General features: G+C 60.5%; 12 protein-coding genes. 1 reads left to right on the forward strand and 11 read right to left on the reverse strand.

The window, feature by feature from the left end:
• Positions 1-73 precede the first annotated feature (73 nt).
• From paaK to paaA, 11 genes are read right to left on the reverse strand one after another with little or no spacing between them, the layout of a single operon-like run.
• A complete protein-coding gene (gene paaK / locus HX884_RS22880; protein WP_023621640.1) occupies positions 74-1,390 on the reverse strand; it encodes a phenylacetate--CoA ligase PaaK in 1,317 nt (438 codons plus the stop codon).
• 26 nt (positions 1,391-1,416) lie between these two features.
• On the reverse strand, positions 1,417-2,622 hold the full coding sequence (pcaF, locus tag HX884_RS22885) for a 3-oxoadipyl-CoA thiolase (RefSeq protein ID WP_178328839.1): 1,206 nt from the start codon (positions 2,620-2,622) through the stop codon (positions 1,417-1,419).
• Positions 2,622-3,044: a hydroxyphenylacetyl-CoA thioesterase PaaI gene (gene paaI, locus HX884_RS22890; protein ID WP_013096754.1), complete on the reverse strand. Its 423-nt coding sequence runs from the start codon at positions 3,042-3,044 to the stop codon at positions 2,622-2,624. Before paaI ends, pcaF begins: the two co-directional genes overlap by 1 nt.
• Positions 3,034-4,458: a 3-hydroxyacyl-CoA dehydrogenase PaaH gene (gene paaH / locus HX884_RS22895; RefSeq protein WP_013096755.1), complete on the reverse strand. Its 1,425-nt coding sequence runs from the start codon at positions 4,456-4,458 to the stop codon at positions 3,034-3,036. Before paaH ends, paaI begins: the two co-directional genes overlap by 11 nt.
• A 1-nt stretch (position 4,459) precedes the next feature.
• A complete protein-coding gene (gene paaG / locus HX884_RS22900; RefSeq protein ID WP_178328841.1) occupies positions 4,460-5,248 on the reverse strand; it encodes a 2-(1,2-epoxy-1,2-dihydrophenyl)acetyl-CoA isomerase PaaG in 789 nt (262 codons plus the stop codon).
• On the reverse strand, positions 5,248-6,015 hold the full coding sequence (paaF, locus tag HX884_RS22905) for a 2,3-dehydroadipyl-CoA hydratase PaaF (protein ID WP_155022149.1): 768 nt from the start codon (positions 6,013-6,015) through the stop codon (positions 5,248-5,250). The genes paaG and paaF overlap by 1 nt, the downstream gene beginning before the upstream one ends.
• Entirely contained in the window at positions 6,012-7,082 is a 1,071-nt protein-coding gene (gene paaE, locus HX884_RS22910) for a 1,2-phenylacetyl-CoA epoxidase subunit PaaE (RefSeq protein ID WP_178328840.1), read from the reverse strand. The genes paaF and paaE overlap by 4 nt, the downstream gene beginning before the upstream one ends.
• A 7-nt stretch (positions 7,083-7,089) precedes the next feature.
• Positions 7,090-7,587, reverse strand: a complete 498-nt coding sequence (paaD, locus tag HX884_RS22915; RefSeq protein ID WP_038980517.1) for a 1,2-phenylacetyl-CoA epoxidase subunit PaaD — start codon at positions 7,585-7,587, stop codon at positions 7,090-7,092.
• 11 nt (positions 7,588-7,598) lie between these two features.
• Complete coding sequence (gene paaC / locus HX884_RS22920; protein ID WP_023621630.1) at positions 7,599-8,345, reverse strand: 1,2-phenylacetyl-CoA epoxidase subunit PaaC; 747 nt, start codon at positions 8,343-8,345, stop codon at positions 7,599-7,601.
• 8 nt (positions 8,346-8,353) lie between these two features.
• A complete protein-coding gene (gene paaB, locus HX884_RS22925; RefSeq protein ID WP_003857353.1) occupies positions 8,354-8,641 on the reverse strand; it encodes a 1,2-phenylacetyl-CoA epoxidase subunit PaaB in 288 nt (95 codons plus the stop codon).
• Positions 8,642-8,653: 12 nt separating this feature from the next.
• The gene (gene paaA, locus HX884_RS22930) at positions 8,654-9,583 is read right to left on the reverse strand and encodes a 1,2-phenylacetyl-CoA epoxidase subunit PaaA (protein WP_249166295.1); all 930 of its coding nucleotides are present in this window, start codon (positions 9,581-9,583) and stop codon (positions 8,654-8,656) included.
• A 284-nt stretch (positions 9,584-9,867) separates the two neighbouring features.
• Between paaA and paaZ the strand changes: the two genes are divergently transcribed.
• On the forward strand, positions 9,868-11,910 hold the full coding sequence (gene paaZ / locus HX884_RS22935) for a phenylacetic acid degradation bifunctional protein PaaZ (protein ID WP_114518750.1): 2,043 nt from the start codon (positions 9,868-9,870) through the stop codon (positions 11,908-11,910).
• Positions 11,911-12,065: the final 155 nt, after the last annotated feature.

The following is a 12,065-nucleotide window of genomic DNA, read 5'->3' on the forward strand; positions in this document are numbered from 1 at the left end:
TTCATCGCTTTCGGTAAAAAATTACTGGGGATCCCTCAGCCCACAGGGAGAGGGAACGTAGAATGAGGATAATTCAACCGTTGGCCGCCACTTTACGCAGGTCAAACACCCGGCAGGCTTTCCCCTCCGAGCGCGGGATGCTGCCGCAGTTGACGATCATGACGTCTGTGGAAATCCCGACCATCGATTTAATGCGATGACGCAGCTGATGGCAGACCTGACAGCGCTGTTCGTGGGTCAGCGAAAGACTGCTCTCTTTCAGCTCCACTTTTACAGAAAGTGAATCAAGATGCCCCCGACGATTCACCTCCAGCTGGTAATGCGGAGAGAGATGCTCAAACTTCACAATCTCCTCTTCCAGCTGCGACGGGAAGACGTTCACACCGCGGATAATGAGCATGTCATCGCTGCGACCGCTGATCCTGTCCATGCGGCGCATGGTGCGGGCGGTACCCGGCAGCAGACGGGTCAGGTCGCGGGTGCGATAGCGGATCACCGGCAGCGCCTCTTTGGTCAGCGTGGTGAACAGCAGTTCGCCCTGCTCGCCGTCATTAAGCGGGGTGCCGTCGTTCGGGTTGACGATCTCCGGGTAGAAGTGATCTTCCCAGATGGTCGGGCCGTCGGCGGTTTCGAGACACTCCATCGCCACGCCCGGCCCCATCACTTCCGAAAGGCCGTAGATATCCAGCGCCGTAATGCCTAACCGTTTTTCGATCTCATGACGCATCGCCTGGGTCCACGGCTCGGCACCGAACACGCCCACGCGCAGGGAGCAGGCGCTGGCATCGCCGCCCATCTGGCGCTCCAGCTCTTCAATCAGGTTGAGGCAGTAGGAAGGCGTCACCATGATCATATCCGGCTTAAAATCGCGGATCAGCTGCGCCTGCTTCTCGGTCTGGCCGCCGGACATCGGGATCACCGTGGCCCCTAAACGCTCGGCACCGTAGTGAGCGCCCAGCCCGCCGGTAAACAGACCATAACCATAGGCCACATGGATTTTGTCCTTCGCGCTGCCCCCGGCGGCACGCAGGGAGCGGGCCACCAGATTGGCCCAGTTGTCAATGTCGCCCTGGGTATAGCCCACGACGGTCGGTTTCCCGGTTGTGCCGGAGGAGGCGTGAATACGCACCACCTGCTCCATCGGTACGGCGAAGGTATCGAACGGATAGTTATCGCGCAGATCCTGCTTGGTGGTGCACGGGAACTTGCGAATATCGGCCAGTTCGCGGAAATCGTCAGGGTGAACGCCCGCGGCATCAAACTTACGTTTGTACATCGGCACGTTGTTATAGGCGTGGTTCAGCGTCCATTTCAGACGTTGGGTCTGCAACGCCTGTAATTCGTCAATGGACGCGGTTTCGATCGGATCAAGCTTTGTTGTATTTATCATCGCAGGGTACTCACATTATTGTTCGCTCAAACACGCTCAAGGATCATGGCAATGCCCTGACCCACACCGATGCACATCGTACACAGCGCGTAGCGCCCGTGGCGTCGATGCAATTCATTGCTCGCGGCCAGCACCAGCCTGGCACCGCTCATTCCCAGCGGATGGCCTAACGCAATGGCCCCTCCGTTCGGATTGACGTGTGCGGCATCGTCCGGCAAACCCAGCTGACGCAGCACGCCCAGCGCCTGCGAGGCGAAGGCTTCGTTCAGCTCAATCACATCCATCTCGTTAATACTGAGCCCCGCTCGCTCCAGCACTTTACGGGTGGCGGGCACCGGCCCTAGCCCCATCAGACGTGGCTCCACGCCTGCGGTGGCCATGGCCACAATCCGCGTGCGCGGCACAAGCCCCTGTGCGAGCGCCATCTGCTCGCTGGCGATAATCAGCGCAGCGGCGCCATCGTTCACCCCAGAGGCGTTACCTGCAGTAACGACGCCATTTTTGCGAAACGGCGCTTTCAGGGCGGTAAGTTGCGCCAGCGTGGTGTCGGCGCGCGGGTGCTCATCAACAGAGACCTCCGTGACGGTCCGTTTTTTTCCCGGCACCAGCACCGGCACGATCTCTTGCGCCAGAATGCCGTTTTGCTGCGCCCGGGCGGTACGCTGCTGGCTGCGCAGCGCGAACGCATCCTGATCGGCACGGCTGATATTTAACAATTCAGCTACATTCTCTGCCGTTTCCGGCATGCTGTCAGTTCCGAACGTCTGATGCATGAGCGGATTCACAAATCGCCAGCCAAGGGTGGTATCGAAGATCTCCGCCTGGCGCTGAAACGCCGCGGTGGCTTTCGCCATCACAAACGGCGCGCGGGACATCGACTCCACGCCACCGGCAATCAGCAGATCGCCATCACCGGATTTTATGGCGCGTGCAGCAAAGCCAACCGCATCCAGCCCCGAGCCGCACAGGCGGTTGATCGTCGTGCCGGAGACGGTCTGCGGCAGCCCGGCCAGCAGCGACGCCATACGCGCCACGTTGCGGTTGTCTTCCCCCGCCTGGTTAGCGCAGCCGAAGATCACATCATCAATCCGCTCCGGGTCGAGCTGCGGATAGCGCTCCAGCAAGGCACGCAGCGATATGGCGCCCAGATCGTCCGCGCGTACGGCGGATAACGCCCCGCCGTACCGCCCCACCGGGGTTCGCACCCCATCACAAATAAATGCGTCACGCATCAGGCTTCTCCTGTCACATTGCCGCCGATGCGGTGGGATTTTCCGCGAAAGAGAGCGACGGTTTTCTGTTGTTGGTTCTGAATTTCGATGTCATATACGCCGGTCAGTTTGCCCTGATGCTTAACCCGCGCGGTGGCGGTCAGCTTGTCTCCGACAAAACCCGGTCGAAGGAAATCGATTGTGCAGCCAGAGGCCACCGCCGCCAGCCCCTGGCTGTTGCAGGCGTAGGCAAACGCGGTGTCGGCCAGCGAGAAGAGCTGTCCGCCGTGGCAGGTTTTATGGCCGTTAAGCATCTGCGGGGTGATGGTCATGGTCACCACTGCGTAACCTTCGTCCATGTCGATAATGTCCATCCCCATTGCCTGCGCGCAGGCATCCTGTTCGTACATGGTGCGGGCGTTATGCCAGGCGTTATGACTCATAGCTACTCTCCAGAAGCGCACGCTGGCGCAGCAGTGAACAGGGGCGATAACGTTCTTCGCCGTAATGACGCTGCAGGTTTTCCAGCAGCGTTAACAGACGTTGCCAGCCCAGCCGCTCGCCCCAGGCAATCGGCCCGGACGGGTAGTTCACGCCCAGACGCATGGCGGTATCGATATCTTTTTCGCTGGCGACCCCTTTTTGCAGCGCATCCAGCGCTTCGTTGGCAATCATCGCCACCGTGCGCCAGACCAGCAGGCCAGGGTAATCGGCAATCTGCACCACCCGCTTTCCCTGCTGTTGCAGGTAGCGGATGACTTTTTGCGTCGCGGTATGCGGGTTGCTGGCCGCCGACGCAATTACCGCCACGTCGCGCTCAATGCGATCAACCACCACCACCGGGCAGTTGAGGCGCAGCGCCAGCGCCTGAGCGGTTTCGCCCTGCGTTTCAATCAGCAACACATCATCGATTTCCGTGACGCCGTCACGTTTTCGTTCAACCCGCATTGGGCTAAAGCTGTCGTTGACCGCGTCGAGCCATGGCACCTGTGGCGATTCGCCTCGCCAGTCGTAAACGCCCTTCCCACTTTTTTTGCCCAGTCGCCCCGCCAGCACCAGCTCCTGCTGCACCAGTGAAGGGAGAAAACGCCGCTCCTGCCAGAATGCGTTAAACACCGAACAGGTCACGGCGAAGTTAACGTCCTGACCAATCAGATCGGTCAGTTCCAGCGGCCCCATCGGGAAACCGCCGCCTTCGCGCAGGGCAGCATCAATGACTTCAGGAGCTGCAACCTGTTCCTCCAGCGCGCGCCAGGCTTCGGAATAGAAGGGACGCGCCACGCGATTTACGATGAAGCCCGGCGTCGACTGGCAGCGCACCGGCTGTTTCCCCCAGTTCAGTGCCAGCTCGCACAGCGCGTCGGCCACTTCCGGCGAGGTCGCCAGCCCGCTAACCACCTCCACCAGCTTCATCACCGGTGCCGGGTTAAAGAAATGCAGGCCTGCCACTCGCTCTGGATGACGGATATCCGCCGCAATCGCCGTGATCGAGATAGAAGATGTGTTGCTGGTAAGCAGGGTCTGCGGCGGGCAGATCTCCGCCAGTTCGGCAAACAGCGCTTTTTTCACCTCAAGGCGCTCGGAGGCGGCTTCTATCACCAGGTCCGCCGCGGTTAGCGCACTGATATCCGTGACCGGGGTCAGCCGGGCGAGGATCTGCCCACACGCCTCCTCAGTGAGTTTGCCCCGCGTCACCCGGGAGGCCAGGCGCTGGCGAATGCCGTCAATGGCGCGGGAAATGGCGTCTGAGGCGATGTCGTACATCATCACCTGATGCCCATGGCTTGCCGCGACTTCGGCTATTCCGGCGCCCATTGTCCCGCTTCCAATGACGGCGACAGTACGAATGTTCAGCATCTTACTTCCCCGTAAAATTCGGCACGCGCTTCGCCAGAAAGGCGCTCACGCCCTCACGGTAATCGTCGCTGCGTCCGGCCAGCCGTTGATAATCGCGCTCCAGGTCAAGCTGTGCGTCCAGGGTGTTGGTTTCCGCGGCATTGATCGCCTGCTTGATCAGCCCCAGCCCAAAGTTGGGCTGCGAGGCAAAGTGCAGCGCCAGCTGCTGCGCCGTGCTGGAGAGCTGGTCGTCATCCACCACCTGCCAGATCATTCCCCAGGCGTGCGCCTGTTCGGCGCTCAGTTTGTCGCCAAGCAGCGCCAGCCCCATGGCACGGGCACGTCCGGCCACGCGCGGCAGGAACCAGGTTCCGCCGCAGTCCGGGACTAACCCCAGCTTGCTGAAGGCCATCACAAAGGTGGCGGAACGCGCGGCAATCACCATGTCGCACCCCAGCGCCAGCGTGGCCCCTGCTCCTGCCGCCACGCCGTTGACCGCGCAAATCACCGGTTTTGGCAGCGCAGCCAGACGACGCACCAGCGGGTTATAAAAGGTCTCGACGGACATCCCCAGATCCGGCGCAGGACCGTTCGGGTCGACGTTACGGTCGTTCAGATCCTGCCCGGCACAGAAGCCGCGCCCTGCACCGGTGATCAGCAGACAGCGGATCGTCTCATCGCGCTCGGCCTGCTTCAGGCATTCTGCAAGCTGCTGGTGCATCACATCGTTAAAGCTGTTCAGACGCTCCGGACGGTTCAGCGTCAGGGTCATTACGCCTTGCTCTACATGACTGAGAATAAATTCCACAATTAGCGTCCTTTAAAGTCGGGAGTACGTTTCTGTAAGAAGGCGTCGATGCCTTCTCGCCTGTCTTCCGTGGCCGAGAGCAGCGTGAACAGTTGACGCTCCTGCGCCAGACCCGCCTGCAGCGGCACCTCCTGCGACTGGCGCAGCGCCTGTTTAGCCGCCTGTAGCGCCAGCGGCGAGTGGCGCGCCATCAGCGCTGCCTGTTTCAGGGCGTATTCCAGCGTCAGCGAGGCCGGGAAAACGTCGCTGACCAGACCGGCACGCTGGGCCTGCTGCGCCGTAATGCTTTCCCCGGTCAGTACCATTTTGCTGGCGAGCGATTTACCCACGCAGCGGATCAGGCGCTGCGTGCCGCCCGCACCGGGCATGATCCCAAGCGTAATTTCTGGCAGACCGAAGCGGGCGTTGTCACCGGCAATCACTACGTCGCACAGCAGGGCCAGCTCGCAGCCAGCCCCGAGTGCAAAACCGTTCACGGCGGCAATCAGCGGTTTATTGAAGGCGTCAATCCGCTTCCACAGCTGAGGACGACTATCGTTCAGGGTGGCAGGCAGATCTTTTTCTGCCATTTCGTTGAGATCGGCTCCGGCCGCAAAGCAGCGCTCGCTGCCGTAAATCACACAGGCAGAGAGGGCGTTATCGCTTGCCGCCGCCTCCAGCTGTTCTGCAAGCTGTGTCAGCAGCGCATTGTTAAGGGCGTTGCGTGCCGCCGGCCGGTTGAGCGTGAGTTGCAGCACGCGGTCATAACGGGTGACCAGAAGTTCGCTCATGCCATCCCCTTAGCATCAAAGTCGACGACCACGTCGGCGGTTAGCGGCAGTGCCTGACAGCTCAGTACATACCCGGCGGCCAGTTCGTCCGGCTCCAGGCTGTAGTTGGTCGCCATGTCCACCTTGCCGCGCAGCACTTTGCATTTACAGGTGGCGCAGACGCCTCCCTTGCAGGCATACGGCAGATCCGTCCCCTGGCGCAGGGCGGCATCAAGAATGCTCTCGTCGTCCGCCGTGAGGACGATCTCGCGGTCACGTCCGTCCTGGCGCACGATCACCTTCTGGCCTTCCGCCTGCACGCTCACCGCGCGCTTAACGGCCGTGCCCGGCGTATTGAACCGCTCAAGATGAATGGATTTTTCCGCCATTCCCAGCGCTTTTAAGGTCGCTTCAGCCTCGTCCATCATCGCGGCCGGGCCGCAGATAAAGGCCTCGTCGTACTGGCGGAAGTTGATCAGCGTTTTTGCCAGCGCCTGCAGCTTTTCACCGTCGATACGGCCGTAAAGCAGGTCGCTGTCCAGCCGCTCCTGGCTGAAGATGGCAACCAGCTGCAACCGCTGCGGGTATTTATCCTTCAGGTCCGCCAGCGCCTGACGGAACATCATGCTCTGGCTGCTGCGGTTGCCGTAGATCAGGGTGAAGTGGCTGTTCGGTTCGGCGGCCAGCGTGGCGGATAAAATCGCCAGCATCGGGGTGATGCCGGAGCCCGCGGCAATCGCCAGATAGTGACCTTCCCGTTCAGGCTGCGGCTGATAGCCAAAATGCCCCTGGGGAACCATCACCTCCAGCGTCATGCCAGGTTTGATCTCATCCCGGGCGTAACGGGAGAAACGCCCGCCTTCAATGGCTTTAACCGCGACGCTGATCTCCCCCGGCGCGCTACTCCGGCAGATGGAGTAACAGCGGCGCAATTCGTCTGCACCCAGTCTGGTTTTCAGGGTCAGGTGTTGGCCGGGACGAAAGCGGTAAGCCTCCTGCAACGCCTGCGGAACCGAGAAGGTGATGGTCACCGCATCGCGGGTTTCGGGTTCTACTTTTGCCACTGTTAATGAATGAAACGTTGTCATGGCAACCTCAAATACATTTGAAATAGTCGAAGGGTTCGCGGCAGGTATTACAGCGATACAGCGCCTTACAGGCCGTAGAACCAAACTCACTGATAAGCGAGGTGTCGGTGCTGGCGCAGCGCGGGCAGCTCACCTCAGCGGGAACGTGGATATGACAGCTGTGCCCCACGGGTGGGCTGATGCCATACGCGCGCAGACGTTCACGCGCATCGGCGGTCATCCAGTCGGTCGTCCAGGCGGGTTCCAGCTGCAGCACAATGTGCACCGGCGTATAACCGTGCGCCGTCAGGGTGTCGCGGATGGCGCCAAGCAGGTGTTCCGTCGCCGGGCAGCCTGAATAGGTTGGCGTAAAGCCAATCACCCAGCCTTCGCCCTGCGCGGTGACGCTACGCACCATGCCTAAATCGGTGATGGTGAGCACCGGCACTTCCGGGTCCGGGATCTGGCTTAACAGGGACCAGATGTGCGGAACCTGTGGGGGTGCGATGTCGACAAGACGTTGCATGGCGTTCTCCTTTACCACTGCTGACCGGGATACGCGCGCTGGAGATACTGCATCTCTGCCAGCATCGGGCCCAGATGCTCGGTATGCAGCCCGCGTTTTCCGCCGGTGCGATAGGCCGTCTCATCGGGCACGCGCAGGGTGGCTTCCCGCAGTCCGGCAAACACTTCGTGTTCCCACGGCTGGCGCAGGGTGCGCGGATCAACCGCAACGCCGGACTCAATAAGCTCAAGCTCAACGTCATCCGCCTCGAACAACTCGGCCGTAAAGCGCCACAGGTTGTCGATGGCCTGCTGCATTTTTTGCGACGAGATTTCGGTACCGTCTCCCAGGCGCACCAGCCAGCCGCGGCTAAAGCGCAGGTGATAACGCGCCTCTTTAATCGCCTTGGCGGCGATAGCGGCAAGCTGACTGTCGCTGCTGTGGATCAGCCGTTCGTAGAGGGCAACATTCCACGCGTCCATCAGATACTGGCGGGCGATCGTGTCGGCGAAGTTGCCGTTCGGCTGTTCTGCCAACAGTAAATTGTGAAACTGACGCTCATCGCGGCCGAAGGCCAGGGTGTCTTCATCGCCCTGACCTTCCCGCTCTGCCGCGCAGGCGAGGAAGTTGCGCGCCTGCCCCAGCAGATCGAGACCGATGTTGGCGAGCGCAAGGTCGATTTCCAGCTCCGGCGCGTGTCCGCACCAGGCTCCGAGGCGCTGCGAGAGCACCAGACCGTTGTCGCCCAGACGCAGGGCGTATGCAGATACTGTTTTCATCCCTGACCTCACATATGCTCGATGCCATCAGGGATGGTGTAAAACGTCGGGTGGCGATAGACCTTGCTTTCCGCCGGGTCGAAGAACTCGCCGCTCTCTTCCGGCTGAGAGGCAACGATCTCGCTCGCCTTCACCACCCAGATCGAGCAGCCTTCGCTGCGGCGGGTATAGGCGTCCCGCGCGTTTTCCAGCGCCATGCGATCGTCAGCGGCATGCAGACTACCAACATGGCGGTGGGATAACCCTTGTTTGCTGCGTACGAACACTTCGTACAGAGGCCAGTAGACATTGCTCATCGTGATTTCCTCTTATGCGGCCTGACGGGCGCGTTGTTTTTCTGCATGCGCCAGTGCGGCTTCACGCACCCACGCCCCCTCTTCCCAGGCTTTGCGCTTGGCGGCCAGGCGTTCGTGGTTGCAAATCCCGCGTCCGTTGATCACCTCGTCAAACTCCTGCCAGTCAATCTCACCGAAGCGGTAGTGGCCGGTTTCCTCGTCAAAGCGCAGGTCGGGAGCGGGTACCGTCATCCCCAGCATCTCCACCTGCGGGATGGTGTTGTCGACGAAGCGCTGACGCAGTTCGTCATTGCCAAAGCGTTTAATTTTCCAGGCGAGACTGCGGGCGCTGTTCGGCGAGTTGTCGTCGTTTGGTCCGAACATCATCAGGGCGGGCCACCAGAAACGGTTGATGGCATCCTGCAGCATCTGCCGCTGGGCGTCGCTCCCCTGCGCCAGCGCCATGCAGGCTTCAAACCCCTGACGCTGGTGGAAGCTCTCTTCTTTACAGATTTTCACCATCGCGCGGGCGTACGGCCCGTAAGAGGTCCGGCACAGCGCCACCTGATTGACGATGGCGGCACCGTCCACCAGCCAGCCGATTACGCCGATATCGGCCCAGCTCAGCGTCGGATAGTTAAAGATGGAGGAGTATTTCATCTTGCCGTCGAGCATTTTCTGGTAGATGTCTTCCCGCGCGCAGCCCAGCGTTTCAGCCGCGCTGTAGAGATACAGCCCGTGCCCGGCTTCGTCCTGCACTTTCGCCAGCAGGATCGCTTTGCGGCGTAGCGTCGGGGCACGGGTGATCCAGTTCCCTTCCGGCAGCATGCCGACAATTTCAGAGTGGGCGTGCTGACCAATCTGGCGGATCAACGTCTTGCGATAGGCTTCCGGCATCCAGTCCTGAGGCTCAATCGCCGTCTCCTGCGCTATGCGCTGCTCAAAGCGTTGTTCTTGCGTCACGTCATCACCTTTATGATTCGTTAGTTTGCAACTTAAAGCGTAACTGTGAATCACTTTGTTTTTTAAAAGTTACACAAAGGTTAAATATACCCCCAAGAAATGTTTCCTGATTTTGTGATGTCGCTCGCAGGGCTTTTGCGCAAAGGCTGCCACATCAGAGCAACAACCGCCGCACACCTTCCCTTGAGATCACATTGTTAACAATTCATTAAAACTCAGCTTGATTTTTATGATTCATGATCAAACTATTGATAGTGAAATAACGAAACATGTGGAGATAAGAGATGCAGCAGTTAGCCAGTTTCTTGTCCGGTGTCTGGCAGTCTGGCCGGGGCCGCGAACGTACTATTCATCACGCCATCAGCGGTGAAGCGCTCTGGAGCGTGACCAGCGAAGGGCTGGACATGGCGGCGGCACGTCGCTATGCCATTACCCATGGCGGTGAAGCGCTCCACGCCATGACCTTTATCGAACGCGCGGCGATGCTGAAAGCAGTGGCGAAGCACCTGCTCAGCCTGAAAGAGACGTTTTATGCTCTCTCAGCCCAGACCGGCGCGACAAAGGCCGACAGCTGGGTAGATATTGAAGGTGGGATTGGCACGCTGTTCACCTATGCCAGTCTGGGGAGCCGTGAATTACCGGACGACACGCTGTGGCCCGAGGACGAACTGATCCCGCTGTCGAAAGAAGGCGGCTTTGCGGCGCGCCATGTGCTGACGTCAAAATCGGGCGTGGCGGTGCATATTAACGCCTTCAACTTCCCCTGCTGGGGAATGCTGGAAAAACTCGCCCCCACGTGGCTTGCCGGGATGCCGGCGATCATCAAACCCGCTACCGCCACCGCGCAGGTGACGCAGGCGATGGTGAAAGCGATCGTGGAGAGCGGTCTGGTGCCGGATGGCGCCATCAGTCTGATCTGCGGCGGCGCGGGCGATCTGCTGGACCATCTCGACAGCCAGGATGTGGTGACGTTTACCGGCTCCGCCAGCACCGGCCAGACCCTGCGTGTTCACCCGAATATTGTGGCAAACGCGATCCCGTTCACCATGGAAGCCGACTCCCTGAACTGCTGCGTGCTGGGAGAAGACGTGACGCCGGAACAGCCCGAGTTCGCCCTGTTCATTCGCGAGGTTGTACGTGAGATGACCGCCAAGGCCGGACAGAAATGTACCGCCATCCGCCGCATTATCGTTCCGCAACACCAGATTGACGCGGTAAGTCAGGCGCTGATCGCCCGGCTGGAAAAGGTGGTGGTGGGCGACCCGGCGCAGGAAGGCGTGAAAATGGGTTCCCTGGTCAATAGCGAACAGCGTGCGGACGTGCAGGAGAAGGTGGATCAGCTTGTGGCCGCAGGCTGCCAGGTTCGCCTGGGCGGAAAAGCCGACCTGCAGGCCGCCGGAGCGTTTTACCCGCCAACCCTGCTCTTTTGCCCGCAGCCGGATGAGACCCCGGCGGTGCACGCCACCGAAGCGTTCGGGCCGGTGGCGACTCTCATGCCATATCGCCACGCAGACCATGCGATGCAGCTTGCCCGCGCGGGCGGCGGTAGCCTGGCCGGGACGCTGGTCACGGCGGATCCCGCGCTCGCCCGCCAGTTTATTTCTGGTGCAGCGCGGGCACACGGTCGCATTCAGATCCTCAATGAAGAGTCAGCAAAAGAGTCTACCGGCCACGGTTCTCCGCTTCCGCAGCTCGTGCACGGCGGTCCCGGACGTGCAGGCGGCGGCGAGGAACTGGGTGGCCTGCGTGCGGTCAAACACTATATGCAGCGCACCGCCATTCAGGGCAGCCCGACCATGCTGGCCGCCATCGGCAAACAGTGGGTACGCGGCGCGACGGTGCATGAAGATCGCGTTCATCCGTTCCGCAAATACTTCGAGGAATTGCAGCCGGGCGACAGCCTGCTGACGCCGCGCCGAACCCTGACGGAAGCCGATATCGTTAACTTTGCCTGCCTGAGCGGGGATCATTTCTATGCTCACATGGACAAAATTGGCGCAGCGGAGTCGATCTTTGGCGAGCGGGTGGTACACGGTTACTTCCTGATTTCCGCTGCCGCCGGGCTGTTTGTTGATGCAGGTGTGGGGCCGGTGATCGCCAACTACGGCATGGAAAACCTGCGCTTTATCGAGCCGGTTAAACCGGGCGATACCATTCAGGTGCGGCTGACCTGCAAACGTAAAACCCTGAAGAAACAGCGTACGGCGGATGAAAAACCCACCGGCGTGGTCGAATGGGCGGTTGAGATTTTCAATCAGCACCAGCAGGCGGTGGCGCTGTACTCCATTCTGACGCTGGTGGCTCGCCAGCAGGGTGATTTCAACTAACGTCCCCTCACCCTCTCGACAATGGCTGAGGGCTCCCCGGTAATTTGTAAGCAGAAGCAATAACGCTGCTTTCAGAAAGACTGAGGGCTCTCAGCGATACCCTGGTCCGGCTGTAAATCGCTGAGGCGTTTCCTGCAGGCCGGGGCGAGGCGCAG

This window comes from Enterobacter sp. SECR19-1250, assembly GCF_013391025.1.
GTDB lineage: Bacteria > Pseudomonadota > Gammaproteobacteria > Enterobacterales > Enterobacteriaceae > Enterobacter > Enterobacter cloacae.